The sequence below is a fragment of the Nocardia mikamii NBRC 108933 genome (assembly GCF_001613505.1).
GTDB classification, from domain to species: domain Bacteria; phylum Actinomycetota; class Actinomycetes; order Mycobacteriales; family Mycobacteriaceae; genus Nocardia; species Nocardia mikamii.
In genome coordinates this window covers 21201-37495 of the sequence record NZ_BDCM01000019.1, presented here as the reverse complement: position 1 = coordinate 37495, position 16295 = coordinate 21201, and the positions used below count along the sequence as shown (strand labels likewise).

The 16295-nt window shown below is 68.9% G+C and carries 15 protein-coding genes; 8 read left to right on the top strand and 7 right to left on the bottom strand.

Features of this window, described 5'->3' with window-relative positions; genetic code table 11:
- Positions 1 to 7: 7 nt before the first annotated feature.
- Positions 8 to 1594 carry a sensor histidine kinase gene (locus NMI01S_RS28205; protein ID WP_063001754.1) on the bottom strand — a complete coding sequence of 529 codons (1587 nt, stop codon included), beginning with the start codon at positions 1592 to 1594 and terminating at the stop codon, positions 8 to 10.
- A complete protein-coding gene (locus tag NMI01S_RS28200; RefSeq protein WP_063001824.1) occupies positions 1572 to 2276 on the bottom strand; it encodes a response regulator transcription factor in 705 nt (234 codons plus the stop codon). Before NMI01S_RS28200 ends, NMI01S_RS28205 begins: the two co-directional genes overlap by 23 nt.
- A 239-nt stretch (positions 2277 to 2515) precedes the next feature.
- Here NMI01S_RS28200 and NMI01S_RS28195 point away from each other — a divergent pair, with 239 nt between their 5' ends.
- Together NMI01S_RS28195 and NMI01S_RS28190 are read left to right on the top strand one after the other, a co-directional pair.
- Positions 2516 to 3235, top strand: a complete 720-nt coding sequence (locus NMI01S_RS28195) for a hypothetical protein (protein ID WP_063001753.1) — start codon at positions 2516 to 2518, stop codon at positions 3233 to 3235.
- A gap of 44 nt (positions 3236 to 3279) precedes the next feature.
- Positions 3280 to 3834, top strand: a complete 555-nt coding sequence (locus NMI01S_RS28190; RefSeq protein ID WP_063001752.1) for a GNAT family N-acetyltransferase — start codon at positions 3280 to 3282, stop codon at positions 3832 to 3834.
- Between the two features lie 143 nt (positions 3835 to 3977).
- Here NMI01S_RS28190 and NMI01S_RS28185 read toward each other — a convergent pair whose 3' ends face one another.
- Both NMI01S_RS28185 and NMI01S_RS28180 read right to left on the bottom strand, forming a co-directional pair.
- Positions 3978 to 4730, bottom strand: a complete 753-nt coding sequence (locus NMI01S_RS28185; RefSeq protein WP_063001751.1) for an ABC transporter permease — start codon at positions 4728 to 4730, stop codon at positions 3978 to 3980.
- Between the two features lie 2 nt (positions 4731 to 4732).
- Positions 4733 to 6010, bottom strand: a complete 1278-nt coding sequence (locus NMI01S_RS28180) for a glycosyltransferase (RefSeq protein WP_063001750.1) — start codon at positions 6008 to 6010, stop codon at positions 4733 to 4735.
- A gap of 65 nt (positions 6011 to 6075) precedes the next feature.
- Here NMI01S_RS28180 and NMI01S_RS33805 point away from each other — a divergent pair, with 65 nt between their 5' ends.
- Entirely contained in the window at positions 6076 to 8694 is a 2619-nt protein-coding gene (locus tag NMI01S_RS33805) for a cytochrome P450 (RefSeq protein WP_245717062.1), read from the top strand.
- Here NMI01S_RS33805 and NMI01S_RS28170 read toward each other — a convergent pair.
- Complete coding sequence (locus tag NMI01S_RS28170) at positions 8691 to 9203, bottom strand: mycothiol transferase (protein WP_063001749.1); 513 nt, start codon at positions 9201 to 9203, stop codon at positions 8691 to 8693. The genes NMI01S_RS33805 and NMI01S_RS28170 overlap by 4 nt on opposite strands.
- A gap of 368 nt (positions 9204 to 9571) precedes the next feature.
- On the opposite strand from NMI01S_RS28170, the gene NMI01S_RS28165 reads away from it, so the two are divergent.
- The 3 genes from NMI01S_RS28165 to NMI01S_RS28155 all read left to right on the top strand — a co-directional run bounded on the left by NMI01S_RS28165 (position 9572) and on the right by NMI01S_RS28155 (position 12804).
- Positions 9572 to 10780 carry a cytochrome P450 family protein gene (locus NMI01S_RS28165; protein ID WP_063001748.1) on the top strand — a complete coding sequence of 403 codons (1209 nt, stop codon included), beginning with the start codon at positions 9572 to 9574 and terminating at the stop codon, positions 10778 to 10780.
- A 10-nt stretch (positions 10781 to 10790) separates the two neighbouring features.
- A complete protein-coding gene (locus NMI01S_RS28160) occupies positions 10791 to 12008 on the top strand; it encodes a cytochrome P450 family protein (protein ID WP_063001747.1) in 1218 nt (405 codons plus the stop codon).
- Between the two features lie 73 nt (positions 12009 to 12081).
- Positions 12082 to 12804, top strand: coding sequence for a cyclase family protein (locus NMI01S_RS28155; RefSeq protein ID WP_063001746.1), 723 nt, complete (start codon positions 12082 to 12084; stop codon positions 12802 to 12804).
- A 16-nt stretch (positions 12805 to 12820) separates the two neighbouring features.
- Here NMI01S_RS28155 and NMI01S_RS28150 read toward each other — a convergent pair whose 3' ends face one another.
- Positions 12821 to 13219: a nuclear transport factor 2 family protein gene (locus NMI01S_RS28150; protein ID WP_063001745.1), complete on the bottom strand. Its 399-nt coding sequence runs from the start codon at positions 13217 to 13219 to the stop codon at positions 12821 to 12823.
- A 71-nt stretch (positions 13220 to 13290) separates the two neighbouring features.
- Between NMI01S_RS28150 and NMI01S_RS28145 the strand changes: the two genes are divergently transcribed.
- Positions 13291 to 14328, top strand: a complete 1038-nt coding sequence (locus tag NMI01S_RS28145) for a LysR family transcriptional regulator (RefSeq protein WP_063001744.1) — start codon at positions 13291 to 13293, stop codon at positions 14326 to 14328.
- A 36-nt stretch (positions 14329 to 14364) separates the two neighbouring features.
- Here the strand turns inward: NMI01S_RS28145 and NMI01S_RS28140 are convergent, their stop codons facing one another.
- On the bottom strand, positions 14365 to 15210 hold the full coding sequence (locus NMI01S_RS28140; RefSeq protein ID WP_063001743.1) for an NAD(P)H-binding protein: 846 nt from the start codon (positions 15208 to 15210) through the stop codon (positions 14365 to 14367).
- 157 nt (positions 15211 to 15367) lie between these two features.
- Between NMI01S_RS28140 and NMI01S_RS28135 the strand changes: the two genes are divergently transcribed.
- Positions 15368 to 16264 carry a cation efflux transmembrane domain-containing protein gene (locus NMI01S_RS28135; RefSeq protein WP_063001742.1) on the top strand — a complete coding sequence of 299 codons (897 nt, stop codon included), beginning with the start codon at positions 15368 to 15370 and terminating at the stop codon, positions 16262 to 16264.
- The last annotated feature ends 31 nt before the right edge of the window (positions 16265 to 16295 follow it).

Sequence of the window (16295 nt, the reverse complement as noted above, 5' to 3'; positions counted from 1 at the left end):
TCGATCGTCATCGACCGAGGTGGTTGCCGCCTGGGGCTTCGCTGTGTGCCTGCTGTGAGGACTGATCCGGCAGCCGGACGGTGAAGACGGTATGGCCCGGGGCACTGTCGAGGCTGATCGTGCCGCCGTGCGATTTCACCACGGCCGCGACGATCGCCAAACCCAGACCGCTGCTTCCGGCCCGCCGCGAGCGTGAGGAATCGCCGCGCGCGAACCGCTCGAACACCTCCGGTTGCAGTGCCGCGGGGATGCCGGGACCGTTGTCGGCGACCCGCCAGATCGCGCCGCCGCCGGCCTCGCGCCCCAGCGAGACCGTGACCGTGGTGCCGGGTCCGGTATGCACCCGCGCGTTGGTGAGCAGGTTGGCCAGCACCTGGTGCAGTCGCGCCGCATCACCGGTGACGACGACCGGTTCGTCCGGCAGATCCAGATCCCACCGGTGGTCCGGGCCCGCGATATGGGCGTCGCTCACCGCGTCGACGGTCAGCCGCGTCACGTCCACCGGCTCGTGTTCGAGGCCGCGCCCGGAATCGAGCCGGGCCAGCAGCAGCATGTCCTCGACCAGGGCCGTCATCCGCCGCGATTCCGAATCCACCCGGCTCATCGCATTGGCGACGTCGCCGGGCACCTCGGCCCGTTTCCGTTGTGCCAGTTCGGCATAGCCGCGGATCGCGGCCAGTGGGGTGCGCAGTTCGTGACTGGCGTCGGCGAGGAACTGCCGCACCCGCGTCTCACTGGCGTGGCGGGCCGACAAGGCGCTGTCGATGTGATCGAGCATGCGGTTGACCGCGGAGCCGAGCTGTCCGACCTCGGTGCGCGGATCGGCGTCGTCGGCCGGAACCCGCACCGGCAATTCGACCTCGCCCCGATCGAGCCGCAGATCGGCCACCCGGGAGGCGGTGGCGGCCACACGGTCCAGCGGCGCGAGTGCGCGGCGGATCACCCAGATGCCCACGGTGATCGCGATGACGAACACCACCGCGGTGACCACCACCAGGATCAGCAGGACCCGCATCAACGTGGCATGGACCGCGGTCAACGGCATACCGGTCACCACCGTGGCTCCAGACCAGGTCGAATTCGCGACCACCCGATAGGAGCCCTGCCCGTCGAGATCGACGGTGACGGGAGTGCCGTCCGACGACACCTCGGCCAGCTGCCGCTGGGCGGCCGCCGACAGGCGCGTCTGGGTCCCGTCGGCATCGATTTTGGCGGCGGTGATCTCGGTGCCGTCGATACTGGCGCCGACGGTATCGGCCTGGATGCCGCGGCGGTCGAGGAAATCCGGTCCCGGACCGCCGTGGTTCGGGGGTGGTGGCCGGTTGCCGTGGTCCTGAGCGCCGGGTGGCGGGCCCAGACTCGGGCCACCACCGGCCTCGCCGAGGGAACGCTTCTGCACATCGGCCAACTCGGTGTCGAGCTGATGGACGAGAAACTGCTGCAACGCGAATTCCGTTGCGGCGCCGATACCTACGACCACGACCACCAGCAACAGCAATTGCCCGACGAGCAGTCGCGCCCGCAGCGACCAGCCGCGCGCCGACCACCACCGGCGGGGCCGCGGCCCGGCCTCAGCCGGCGGGTTTGAGGACATATCCGGCGCCGCGCAGCGTGTGGATCATCGGTTCGCGCCCGCTGTCGATCTTCTTGCGCAGATAGGAGACATAGAGCTCGACGATATTGGAGCGTCCGCCGAAGTCGTAGCTCCAGACCCGGTCCAGGATCTGCGCCTTGCTCAGCACGCGGCGGGGATTGCGCATGAAATAGCGCAGCAGTTCGAATTCCGTGGACGTCAACGTGATCGGTTCGCCCGCGCGGGTCACCTCGTGGCTGTCCTCGTCGAGCATCAGATCACCCACCACGATCTGAGCGTCGTTGTCGACGGTGGTGATGCCGGTGCGGCGCAGCAGCGCGCGCAGGCGCAGGACGACCTCTTCGATGCTGAACGGTTTGGTGACGTAGTCGTCGCCGCCGGCGGTGAGCCCGGCGATGCGGTCCTCGACCGAATCCTTCGCGGTCAGCAGCAGCACCGGCAGATACGGCAGATCGCGGCGCAGCTTCGCCAGCACCTCGAGCCCCGTCATATCGGGCAGCATCACGTCGAGAACCACCACGTCGGGGCGGTTCTGGCGCGCGGCGGTCACCGCGGTGCGGCCGTCGGCGGCGGTGACGACCTGCCAGCCTTCGTAACGCAGCGCCATCGACACCATCTCCGCGAGCACCGGTTCGTCGTCGACGACGAGGACGGTCACGGGGCTGCCGTCCGCGCGGCGCATCACGACGCGTTCGGCCGGAGTGTTCGTGGTGGTCATGACCCCAGTCTGGGGACGGCCGCTATGCGTCCGCTGTGGCGTGTCTGGGGGTCGGCTGTGAGTGCGGCGGTCGTGACCCGCGCACCACAGCGAGTACCGAACGAGTCCACAGCGCAGACCCAGCTTCGCACCGCAGGGTTGACCGAGCAACGCGATCGCGGCATCGACGTCCCGCGATCGTCTTCGACGACAAGGAGTACGCGATGACGGAGTCCACCTCACAGCCGCCGGCCGAGCCCACCCCACCGCCTCCGGCCGAGCCGGAACACACCTGGGGCGCACCGCACACCCAGCCGGCCGCCACCTGGTCGACGAAGAAGTCGCTGGCCGCGGTCGGCATCGCCGCGGTGATCGCGGCGGCCGGGGGCGGCGTCGTCTACGCGGCCACCCATTCCGGCGGCAGTGAGCACAACGGCGGTCCGGGCGGGCCGGGTGGCCCCGGGACCAGCTGGGGTGGCGGGCGCAATGCCTCGGGTCCCGGCGGTATGGGCACGACGGGCGCGAGCCTGCACGGCCAGTTCGTGATCTCCGACGGTAACGGCGGCTACACCACCGAGATCACCCAGACGGGCACGGTGACCGCGGTCTCGGACACCTCGATCACCGCGAAGAGCGCCGACAACTTCAGCCAGACCTACACGATTTCCGGCACCACCCAGCATTCGGAGGTGAAAGTCGGTGACACCGTGCGCATTCAGGGCACGGAGGCGAACGGGACCGCGACCGCGACGGCGATCACGAGCGGCACCGAATCCGCTCAGATGGGTGGCCGCACCGGACGGTCGAGCCGATTCGGCGGGATGGCGCAGGGCGGTGATCCGGGGCAGAACGGTCCCGGTCCGGGTGGTGCGGCTCCCGGACAGGGCGGCGGCCCCGGCATGGCACCGCCGATGGACGGCGCTCCGAATCAGCCCAACGGCTGATTTCACACTCCGGCCGTCCGGCACACCTCTGGCAAACTGAGCGAATGGACAGCGATGCGGTGATCGTGCCCATGGGTCTGGGGCATTTACGGCAGGTATTGGATCTGGGGCACGAGGTGTTCGACACCGACGTCAAGCCCTACACGTCGTGGTCGTTGACGTCGGTGGCCGAGCACCTCGATTCGGCCGACAACGCCTGCTGGGTGGCATTGGATTCGGATCGGGTGGTGGGATTCGTCCTCGGATCCATGGAATTCGAACTCCGGGACGACTGGGGATACCTCGAATGGGTCGCGGTGGCACCGGATATGCAGGGGCGCGGACTGGCGCGGCGACTGGTGGATATCTGTTCGGAGGCGTTGTTCGCGCGGGGGGCCCGGCGCATCGTGACCGACGTGGAGCAGAGCAACACCGCCTCGGCCACGTTGATGACCCGCAGCGGATTCAGTCCGGCCGCCTCGGTCACCTTGTTCGTCCGGCCTAATCCCGCTGAGCCGGAACAGGATTCGGAGGCGCCGCTGCCGCCGATCGCACCGGGCGCCAAACGAGCGTTGATCCGGCGCGGCCGCCTCGCGGGCGACAACCGCAGCGCGCACTGAGCCGGGCGGACTCACCGCGGCCCGACGTTATCCGATCCGTCCCTGCCGCATCGCCGACGCACTGCCGAGGGCCCCGGCACCGGATGCACGGCCGTCGTCCGGCACGCGGTCGACGCACACCGCCCGCACCGAACCGTGGTCGCCTATCGCTGGGAGAGCCGATCGAATATCGCACTGGCCGCGCCGAAACCGAGTATCGCGAGGCCCGCACACCAGACGAGGGCCGATGCAGCGCTTGCGCCGGTCCCGCTCGAGTTCAGCAGGCCGCGCACGGTGTCGACGACGGGTGTGGCGGGTTGATAGTCGGCGAAGCCGCGCAGCCAGCCGGGCATGGTGGAGGTCTGCACGAACGCGCTGCTGATGTAGGGGATGAACATGATCGCGTAGGTCATCCCGCCGGCCGCTTCGGGATTCCTCGCCACCAGCCCGAGCGCGACCGCGATCCAGCAGATCGCCACCACGAACAGCATGATCATGGCCAGCGCCCCCAGCCAGCCCAGCGCGTCCGCGTGCGGGCGATAGCCGAGCAGGACGGCCACGGCCACCGCGATCGCGATGGCGGCGAGGTTGCGCGCCACCCCTTCGCCGACGTGACCGGCGAGGATCGCCTGCCGGAACATCGGCAGCGTCCGGAACCGGTCGATACTGCCTCTGGTCATATCCGCCGAGACCGCGGTCGCGGTGATGGACGCGCCGAATCCGGTGCACAACAACATGATTCCGGGCACCACGTAGTCGAGATAGGAACCGCCGACGTCGATCGCGCCGCCGAAGACGTAGGTGAACAGCAGCATCACCAGGATCGGCATGAGCAGCGAGATGATCAGCGTGTCCGGACTGCGCAGGGTGTGCCGGGCGCACCGGCGGAACATCACCGCCGAATCCGCGGCGATCATCCTCACCGGGCTGCCGCCTCGACGATATCGGCGGCATGCGCGGCGGCGCCCTCGGTGCGCAACGTGGCCGCGAATCGCCCTGCGCGAGCGCGGCGTTCGGGTTCCAGCAGCGTGGTCACGCCGCGAAGGAGTCGTTCGGTGGTGAGGTCGGTGAAGCGCAGATGTGCGCCGAGTCCGAGCCGGTCCACCTGCCCGCCCCACATCGGCTGTTCGAACGACACCGAACATACCAACGTCGGCAGACCGGCCCGCAGACTTTCGAACAGCGTGCCGATCCCGCCGTGATGCACCGCGGCCGCGCAATACGGGAACACCAGGTCGTAGGCGAACGGACCGACCACCTTCACCGTCGAATCACCCTGTGTACGAGCGGTTTCCATACCGCTCCAGCCGGCACTCACCAATGCCCGCACGCCGAGCCGCCGCGACACCTCGCGCACCATGGCCAGGACGGCGGCGGGATCGCTGATCGGCATACTGCCGAATCCGAAGAACACCGGCGCCTGCCCCGCGTGCACCCAGGACAGGATGTCGGTGTGGTCGTCGCCGAGTTCGCCCACCGCGTGCCGGGTCTGCTGATCCAGCGTCAGGAAGCCGGTGAACGGGCGCCGGCCGTCCCACTGCGCCGGCAGCCCGGGCACCAGCGCCGGATCGTAGATCTGCACTTCGGGGACCCGCCGCCGCGCCAGCACCGCCGCGATACTCGCCCGCGACTTCGGCAGACCGAGCATGCCGCGCAGATCGTTCAGATAGCGCATGAACACGATGCGCCGCAGATTCTCCGCTACCGCCCACGTCACGCGATTCACCGGCGCGGGCGGCGCCCAGTTCGCCGGCAGCGCACCCGGAAAGGGATAGACCCCGTTCGCCCGCGCCGGGTAGTAGTGCAGGCTCACCAGCGGCACATCCATCGCCTCGGCGACCGAGCAGGCCCGGTCCTCGGTGACGGTGCTCGCGACGATCAGGTCGGCGCCCGCACACACCTCGACCACCTCGCGGTTCATCCGATCGGCATAGTCGGCCATCTGCCGGGCGACCAGCTGCATCAGCCGCAGCGTATTGCCCGCGGCGAGGGCCCGCTGCCCGTCCTCGGAGCTGTAGAGCTGCTGCACATCGGGCCCGCAGGGGCGCGCGGCGAGCCCCGCCGAGGTGGTGAAATCGACCAGATTCGGCGGCGCGCCCAGCACCACGTCGTGGCCGCGGCGCCGCAATTCCAGCCCCAGGGCCAGCACCGGTTGCACGTCGCCGCGGGTGCCGGTCAGCGGAATGGCGATTCTCATGTCGAGTTATCTCCCCTTTTCCCGAGAGCGCAACACTTTCGGCCGAGAAACCCGATGGGGACACTATGGGATATCGAACAACCGGGCGCGTGGGTAACGTGCCGGGCGTGCACATCGCCATGTTCATGGACTATCACCCGGCGACGCTGGGCGGGGTGCAGACCGCGGTGGCGGCGTTGCGCCACGGCCTCGAACGCGCCGGACATCGGGTGACGCTGTTCGTGGCACCACTGCCGGGCGCCGCGATGCCACCGGACGCGGCATCCGGCGACGGGGTGGTGGAACTGGCTCCCCTGGCCGGCGCGGTGGTGAACGGCTTCCCGATGGTGCTGCCGACCGCGCGCAACGCCGCGCTGATCGATGCCGCCTTCGCGGCCCGCGGCCCCGTCGATCTCGTCCATACCCACACCACCTACGGTGTGGCGATCGCGGGGATGAAAGCCGCACGGCGGCATCGCATTCCGCTGGTGCACACCGCGCAGAGCCGCGACGACGCCTTCATCGAGCACACCGCGCCGGCGCCCTACCTCTCGGCGCTCGCGCTGCGAATCCTGCACGGCCGCTTCGTCACCCATCCCGCGCGGATGCCGCGGGGCACGCAGAGCCCGGCGGCCCGGCACGCGTGGCACACCATCGTGGGCCAGGCGCAGGCCGCCGACCGGGTCATCGCACCGACCCGCCATTTCGCGGATCTGCTGCTCGACCACGGCCTCACCCGGCCGATCCGGGTGATCTCCAACGGTGTCGACGACGCACTGTTCGACGGCCGGCGGCGCCCGGCCGCCCGCGACACCGAGGGTCCGCTGCGGTTGATCTGGTGCGGGCGGCTCTCCGCGGAGAAGCGACTGCTCGAATCGATCGAGGCGGTGCGGCGCGTCCCGGACTGCACCCTCGACGTGTACGGCGAGGGCGAGCTGTCCGCGCGCGCCGCCGCGGTGGTCGCCGAACACGGGCTCTCGAATCGAATCGCGCTGCACGGCAGAGTTTCTCAGCAGCAGTGCCTCGACGCCATGGCCGCTGCGGACGCTTTGCTGTTTCCGTCGTGGGGTTTCGACACCCAGGGCATGGTGCTGCTCGAGGCGATCGCCACCGGCCTGCCCGTGCTGTACTGCGATCCGGACCTGGCCGAATCCGTTCCGGCGGGCGGTGGTCTGCGCGCCGGCGACGCCTCCCCCGCGGCCCTGGCGGAGGCGATCGGCGTGTTGGCGACCGACCGCGGCAGGCTGCTCGCGATGCGCGCCGAGATGACCCGTCATCGCGATTCGGTGCGACAGTCCGGCCGCATCGAGGCGATCGTCGAGGTCTATGAGCAGGCACGGGCCGACATCGAGCCCGCCGCACAGCGACCGGTGCCGCGACGGCTGTCCGAGGTACCCACCGCGCCCGGCGCCCTGCCGCTGATCGGCCACAGCCTGCGCGCCCTGCGCGACGCACCGGGTTTCGTGAGCTCGCTCGCCGAGCTCGGCCCGATCGTGCGCATCCGGTTCGGCCGCAAAACCGGCTATGTGCTGACCACGCCGGAGCTGGTGCGCGAGGTCGGCCTCGGCGACGCGGAATTGAATCGCGACGATCTGCGGGAAGCGATCGCCGATGTGGCCGGCGGTTCGGTGAACGTGCTGCGCGGCGCCGAACACAAACTGCGCCGGCGCATGATCGCGCCCGCACTGCGGCAGAGCCGGCTCGCCGAATACACGGTCACCGCGGCCGAATTGGCCGACACCTGGTCGGCCGCGCTGCCCGCCGGAGGCCGGGTCGACCTGATGGACGAGGCGCACGGCCTGATTCTCGACACCGTGTCCTCGACCCTGTTCACCGCCGAATTCAGCGCGGCGGCCCGGCACCGGATTCGCGACAACGTGCCGTGGCTGCTGAGCCAGGTCATTCTGCGCACCGCCCTGCCGCCCCAGATCCGCCGCCTGCGGGTGATCGCGAATCGGCGCTGGGAGCGCAAGGCCCGCCACCTGCGGGCCGCGATCGGCGCCGCGATCACCGAGTACCGCCGCCGGGACGAGGATTTCAACGATGTGGTGTCGGCGTTGATCCGCCATACCGATCCCGAGACCGGTGCGCGACTGTCGGACGACCACATCATCGACGAAGCCATTCTGATGCTGGCGGGTGGGGTGGGGTCGATGGCCTCGCTCACCGGCTGGCTGTGGCACGAGGTGATGCGGCGTCCCGATATCGCCGAACGGGTGCGAGCCGAACTCGACGATGTGGTCGGCGCCGGACCGGTCCGCGCGAAACACATCGGCAAGCTCATCTACCTGAAACAGGTTGTCTCGGAGACTCTTCGGTTCTGGGGGCCGTGGATCAGCGCCGGAAACGCGTCCGGGCCCGTGACCGTCGGCGGGCTCACCATTCCCGACGGCACCGCCATCATGTTCAGCCCCTATCTGGTCCAGCACGATCCGCGCCACTTCCCGAATCCCGAGGCCTTCGATCCGGACCGCTGGTCGCCCGCCCGCACCGATGAGATCGACAAGCAGGCGAACCTGTCCTTCGGTGTCGGCCGCCGGCGCTGCCTGGGCGATCACTTCGCGCTGCTGGAGATCACGCTCGCCTCGGCGGCGCTGCTGGCGCGGTGGCGGCCCGAGCCGGATCCGGCATACGTCGTGCGGGCCTCGAACCGGGACTTCGTCCTCTCGCCGTCGGCGATTCCGGTGACCCTGCACCGGCGCTAGCGGCGGCGCAGCAGCACCCCGCGGATGAACGCCGCCTGCCCGGAATGCTGGATATCGTCGTCGACCACGCTGATCAGCCGCACGCCGAGGGTCACCGGCGGATCCCAGCGGGTATCGACGATCCGCGGCAGGTCGGCGTCGGCGAGGGTGCGGACGTAGTCGACGGTGCGGTCGTGGACGGCGTCGTGATAGCCCAGCAGCAATTCGGCCGAGACGCCGCCGAGGGCCGCCACCTCGTCCGGATCGTCGCCGTACCCGGTGGCCGACTCGTCGAAGGGCAGATCGAAGCGGCGCGACCAGCCGGCCGTCGTCCACACCTGTTCGGTGCCGGCCACATCGGCGATGTGGTCGTCCTGCACGCGAGTCAGATGCCAGATCAGCCAGGCGATGGAATTGGCCCCGGGGTCCAGCCGGGCGGCCAGTTCCTCCTGGGTGAGCCCGGCGACCGCGCCGTGCACGTTCTCCTTGATCCGCCCGAAGGCGTCTACCAGCAGATCGGTGCTCGTCATGGTGGTATGCAAACACACCGCACCGACAGTTCGGCGGAACCGGTGTCAATATCCCCGCTCACAAGGTGTTTCACGGTGATTCCCCCGCCGGCCCGCACCGGGGTGCCGAGAGTGGAAGACAGACAGAGAGTTCGGTACGTTCCTGCTACCCTGGTCGACAGTCCGGTTACGGATGTCCGGCCGGGCGGCTAACCAAGCCTCTTGTCCTACAACAGATGTGGGGTGACGCTGTAGGACCATACCGACAGCGGAATTCTTCGTCGCGCTCGACAGTTCATTCTCTGGAGTCACATCTTTTGACCACACCACGTTCTGCACTGTCCGCACTCCCCGGCGCGGGCGGTCCCGCCACCTGCCCGGTCCAGCACATGGGCTCCCCGGTCGACACCGACGGTCCCCGCATTCTGCTGGACACACCGGAATTCGCCGCCGATCCGCACGGCACGTATCGGGAGATGCGCCGCCGCTACGGTTCACTGGTCCCGATCGAGCTGTCCCCCGGCGTCCCGGCCACGCTCGTGATCGGCTACCACACCGCGTTGCGAATCCTCAACGATCCCGAGCATTTCCCGGCCGACCCCCGGGCGTGGCAGGACACGATTCCCGAGGACTGCCCGGTGCGGCCGATGATGCAGTGGTATCCGAACGCCCTGCGCAATGCCGGCAATGTCCACCTGCGCTACCGGCAGGCGTATACGGCAGCCGTCGACGGCATCGACCTGCACGCGCTGCACAGCACGGTGGAGAAGATCGCGGTCCCGCTGATCAACAGCTTCTGCGAAGCCGGATCGGCGGATCTGGTGTCGCAGTACGCCTTCCCCCTGGTCTTCGAATCGCTGAACCGCATGGTGGGATGTTCGGCCGAGCTCGGTCAGCGAGTGGCCACCGGTATGGCGGCGCTGTTCGACACCGTGAACGCGGCCTGGGGTATGGAACATCTGAGCCAGGCGCTGATGGAGCTGATCCACCTGCGCCGCGCCGACCCCGGCGACGACGTCACCTCGCGGCTGGCCCACCACCCGGCCAATCTCAGCGACGAGGAGATGCTCTACAACCTGATCAGCTTCTACGGGGCGGGCATCGAGCCCCAGCAGAACCTGATCGCCAACACCCTGCTGCTGATGATCACCGACGACCGGTTCGGCGGCGGCATGCTGGGCGGCAGCCTCTCCACCCGCGACGCGCTGGACGAGGTGCTGTTCAAGGATCCGCCGATGGCGAACTTCTCCATCAGCTATCCGCGCCAGCCCATCCTGATCGACAACGCCTGGCTGCCCGCGCATCAGCCGGTCGTCATCAGCCTGTCCGCGTGCAACAACGATCCGGTCATCGCGGGCGGCGACCGCACCGGCAACCGCTCACATCTGGCCTGGAGCGCCGGACCGCACGCCTGCCCGGCTCGTTCGGTGGCCTACCTGGTGGTGCAGGACGCGATCGACCAGCTGCTCGACGCGCTACCGGAGATGCGCCTGGCCATCGAGCCGAACGAAATCACCTGGCGTCCCGGGCCGTTCCACCGTGCGATGGCAGCGCTGCCGGTCACCTTCCCCGCATCTCCTCCGTTGAATCTGGTGTAAGGAGCTTCCGATGAAGCAGGAACCACTGGTGCTCGATCTGACCGGCGCCGATATCCAGGCCGAGAACGAGCGCATCCGGGAACGTGGTCCCGTGGCGCTGGTGGAGTTGCCGGGCGGAGTGCCGGCCTGGTCGGTGACCGATGCGGTCGTACTGAAGAATCTGCTGTCGGATCCGCGGGTGTCGAAGGATCCGCGCCAGCACTGGTCGGCCTATATCAACGGTGACATCAACGAATCGTGGCCGCTGCAACCGTGGGTGGCGGCGCAGAACATGTTCACCGCCTATGGAACCGAGCACCGGCGGCTGCGCAAACTGGTCGCCCCGGCGTTCACGCATCGCCGCACCACCGCGATGCGCCCGCGGATCGAGGCGATCGTGGCGGATCTGCTCGAACGGTTGAGCGCGACCGCGCCAGGCGAGGTCGTGGACCTGCGTCCGAATTACGCCTACCCGGTGCCGATCCGGGTGATCAGCGAACTGCTGGGCGTGCCCGACCATCTGGACTCGGCCATCCACGCCTGTGTCGACGGCTTCTTCGACACCTCGTTCACACCGGAGCAGGCGCAGGCGAATTTCATCGAAATGGGGCGCCTGATCGGTGAATTGGTGGCATTTCGCCGGAAGAACCCGGGCGACGACATCACCAGCGTGCTGATCGCCACCCGCAACGAGGACGGCGCCCAGCTCTCGGAGACCGAACTCGTCGACACCCTGATGCTGGTGATCAACGCTGGACACGAGACCACGCTCAACCTGATCGACCAGGCCATCGTGGCGTTGCTCAGCCATCCGGAGCAGCGCGCCGATGTGGTCGAGGGCCGGGTGCCGTGGGCGGAGCTGGTCGAGGAGACGCTGCGCTACCAGGCGCCGGTGGCGCATCTGCCGCTGCGATACGCCGTCGAGGACATCGAGGTCGGCGAGGTCCGGATTCCGAAGGGCGAGGCGATACTGGCCTCCTACGGTGCGGCTTGCCGCGATCCGAAGGTGCACGGCGAGACCACCGCCGAGTTCGACGTATACCGGGCGAACAAGGAACATCTCGCCTTCGGCCACGGCGCGCACCACTGCCTGGGCGCTCCGCTGGCGCGCATGGAGGCCACGATCGCGCTGCCGGCGCTGTTCGAACGCTTTCCGGATCTGCGGCTGGCGGTCGACCCCTCCGAGCTGAAGCCGCTGGGCAGTTTCATCTCCAACGGGCACATCTCGGTTCCGGTGTACCTGCGATAGTGTCGGCGGGTTCCGCGCCGGCGCATCGGTGCCCGCGCGGAACCGCGAGAACTCGTCCGGGTAGTGCCCGCACATGGGAGGCGAACCGATGGCGTATTCGGCCGTGCGAAATCTGTCGCATCCGCTGTCCGCCGAGGTCGTCTCGGTATATCCCGGTGATCCCGCCCCGCGCATCGACACCATCGGCACATTCGACGAACACGGCTACCATCTGCAGGCGGTCACCGTCGGTGAACACACCGGAACCCATTGGGGCGCACCGGCCCACTTCACCGCCGGTGCGGCGACGGCCGATCGGCTCGTTCCCGAGGATTTCGTCCTGCCCGGCGTCCGCATCGATATCAGCGCGCGAGCCGAACACGATCGCGATTACGCACTCACCGTCGACGATCTGCTCGAATGGCAGGATCGGCACGGCCCCTTCCCCACCGAGGCCGCCGTCCTCTTGCGCACCGGCTGGGAAAGATATTGGGGCACCGATGCTTTCGCCTCGATCGACGAACACGGTCGCCTTCGGCACCCCGGTTTCTCGGCGGCCGCGGTGCGCTGGCTGCTCGACCACGGCGTACTCGGCCGCCGCGGCGCCCTCGGCACCGACGCCTTCAGCCCCGATATCGGCATCGATGACACCTTCCGGGTCTCGAAGCTGCTGTACCGCGAGCACCGCCTCAGCCTCGAAATCCTGGCCCACCTGGCTGATCTGCCGGACCGCGGTTTCACCGTCGTCGTAGGCGGATTCGTCACCGAACACGGTTCGGGGTCACCGGCGTCGATCTTCGCGTTGATCGAATCCTGATGGGCCGGTGGCGGCGTCACAGGGGTTCGAGAACTCGCTCCACCAGGGCGGTGTCACAGTATTCGGTCACCTCGAGCAGCCGCCCGGCGGCGACCCGGAACACGAAGCAGTAGTACTGGTCGTACGGCTCGCCGCGGACCGTCGTGGCGGCGCTGTGGGCCTGCACGATCACCCGGTCACCGTCGGCGTGGACGGCGTCCGCGCTGATTCGATACTCGGTGAACTGCGCCATCAGCGGGCGCAGAAGGCCCTGCACGGCAACAGTTTTCGGTTCCCACGTCCCCGACCACGACCAGTGTCCGGGGAAGGTCCAGCGAAATTCCGGAGCCATCGCATCGCTCAGCGCCCGGGTCTCGCCGGCGGCCATCCGGTCGAAGATGTCGCGCACCAGCGCTCTGTTCTCGTTCACACTCACCCTGCCGACGCTAAATACGGCCGACCCATGCGACAAGCGATGATCTCGCATCTCTGATATCAGTATTTCGCATGGGTGAGTTCACGATCCTCGGTTTGCGTGTCGTGCGCGAGGCCGCCCGCTGCGGCTCGTTCTCGGCCGCCGCGGACCGGCTGGGCTATACCCAATCCGCGGTGTCGCGGCAGATTTCGCTGATGGAACAGGCGGCGGGTCATCCTCTGTTCGACCGGCTGGCGCGCGGCGTCACCCCGACCGCGGCCGGGCAGATCGTCGTCCGGCACGCCGAAGCGGTGCTGGCCGAACTCGACAGCACCCGCGATCAACTGGATCGCCTGACCGCGGGGCCGCCCGCGACCGTGCGTGTCGGCGCGTTCTCGACCGCGATGGCCGCACTGGTGCCGCGAGCGGTGGCAGCCACGTCGGCGCGGGTGCCGTTGCGCGAGGGCACCACTGCGCGCCTGCTCACCGCGGTGGCGCGCGGCCGGCTGGACTTGGCCGTCGTCACCGAGACCGGCACGCTCGCCGCCGATATGGAGGTGGAATTGCTGCTCGACGATCCGCTGCTGGTCGCGGTGCCGTCGAACCACCGGCTGGCCGGGCGGGTCAGTGCGGTTCCGGCGGAATTTCGTGACGAACGCTGGATCGCGGGCAGTACCGAGCGCGGCAGCACCCTCCTGGGCGCGTGGCAGGATTCCCGGCACCAACCCGATATCGCCTTCGTCGCGCGGGATTGGATCGCGAAACTGGGTCTGGTCGCGGCGGGTTCGGGCATCACCGTCGTACCCGGTATCGCGGCGCCGGTGGTGCCCGCGAATATCGCGTTGGTCAGGATCGATCACCCGGCGGCGGTGCGTCCCACCCGGGTGGTGCGGATGGCACCGAGCGCAGCGACCCGAGTAGGACCGAGCGCAGCGACCCGAGTAGCACCGAGCGCAGCGACCCGAGTAGCACCGAGCGCAGCGACCCGAGTAGCACCGAGCACCGTGGCCTCGGCGGCGACCGATGCGTTCATCGAGGCGTTGCGCGATATCGCGGCGGCCCTCGCCGGCGAGATGCGGGGACGGCTGCGCCCGATCGCCGCGGGTTCGCGAACGAACTCGCCGCCGTAACCCGAGCCGCCCTCGCCGCACCGAAACCGCTGCCCGTCAACGGAATCGGTCGCGGTTACGGTCGCACCAGTCGGCGAAGGTTCGCGGTGCGCGGCCGAGCAACCGCCGCACCGTATCGGTCCGCAGGCCGACGGTGTCGGCGCGCATCAGGGCGAATCCCTCCAGGATCGCCGCCGCCAGCGCCGGTGGCGCCCCTTGGGGATAGCGGGAGCGGACGGCCTCCTCGGCGGTGGTGGCGGTTTCGACCGCGATCGGACGGCCGATCGCACCGGCCAGCACCGCGACCTGCTCGCCGATGGTGAAGGTCTGCTCGCCGGTGAGGCAGTAGGTGGTGTCGTGTCCCGGCTCGGTGAGCGCGATCGCCGCCACCGCCGCGATATCGGCGGGGTCGATCGGCGCGTAGCGTCCGGGACCGGTCGGATCGAATACCGGCCGGCCGGCGCGGATATCGGGCGCCCACTCCAGGGCGTTGGTCATGAATCCGCCGGGACGCAGGATCGTCGCGGACATACCCGAGCTACCGACGATGACCTCTCGTTCGTGGTGCCAGCGCCCCATGGCCGGCATCGGATCGCCCAGCACGTTGTACGACGACACCAGCACCAGATGCCGGATCCCCGCCTGCCGCGCCGCCACCACCGCATGCCGCGCGGGCTCCACCGCCAGTCCCGGAACGAGCAGGAACAGCGAGTCGATCCCCTCGCACGCCGCCCGCAACGCCGCCGGGTCTGCCAGGTCGCCCACCACGCGTTCGGCGGTGGACGGCAGATCCGCGGCGCGCGCCGGGTCTCGGACGAACAAGCGCATCGCCACACCCGTTCTGTCGAGTTCGGCCACGAGCTCGCGGCCGATATGTCCGGTCGCGCCGGTTACCAGTATCATTTCACTCCAATCATTAGCCGCCTATCGAATAAACATTAGGCGGCTAACGAAAGTCCGTCAATCGACGATTTACCGAGAACGAACGCGGGCCGCGACACCCACCCGGTTCCCGGGGCGAATCGGTCCGCCGGTGACAGCCGGGTCGTAGCGTGAGCGCATGCGCGCGCTCGTGTTCTCGATGTGGGCCTCGGTGGTGTTCGTGGTGGTCTCGCTGGCGTGGGGGCTGGCCGCGGGATCGCAGATGATCGTGTTCGACGGGTTGTATTCCCTTGTGGGCATTGCGCTTTCGGCGATATCGGTGGCGGCGCAGCGGACCGTCGCGAAGGGGGCCGACGCGTCGTATCCGTGGGGGCGCGAGACCTGGGAGCCGGTCGCGATCGTGGTGCGCTCGACCGCCCTGGGCGGACTGTGCGTCTACGGATCGGTGAACGCTGTGCGCGAGATCCTGCACGGCGGCCGGGCCGTCTCGGCCGTCTCCGCGCTGGTGTACGCGATCACCGCGTCACTGCTCAGCGTGCTGGTGGCGCTGGTGTTGTGGCGGGCCGGACGCTCCGGTTCGGGGCTGGTCCGGGCGGAGGCCGCCGAATGGGGCGGCGACGCCGCCTTCAGTCTGATCACCCTGGCCGGATTCGGCGCGGCGGTGGCGTTGGAGGCCGCCGGGCGCGACGACATCGCGCGCTACGTCGACCCCGCGCTGGTGATCATCGTGTCCCTGGCCTATCTCTGGATCCCGATCCGGCTGTTCCGCTCCGCCTTTCGCGAAATTCTCACCATGGCCGCCCCGCACTCGGTGGTCACCGACGTCGAGGGACTGTGCGACCGGGTCCGCGCCGACCACGGCTTCGCCGCAGCCTTCGTGCGCGCCTCCAGCGTGGGCAGCCGCCTCGACCTGGAACTCGCCTTCGTCCTCGATCCCCGGACCACCGAACGCACCGTCGAATCCTTCGACGCCATTCGCGCCGATATCGAGGCCCAGCTGAACGCGCGGAACTACCACCACTCGACGTCGGTGGTGTTCACCGCGGATCGCCACTGGGTGGAGTGGGCGAGTTGACCGGCAACGTGAATGACGCTGTCGGACGGAT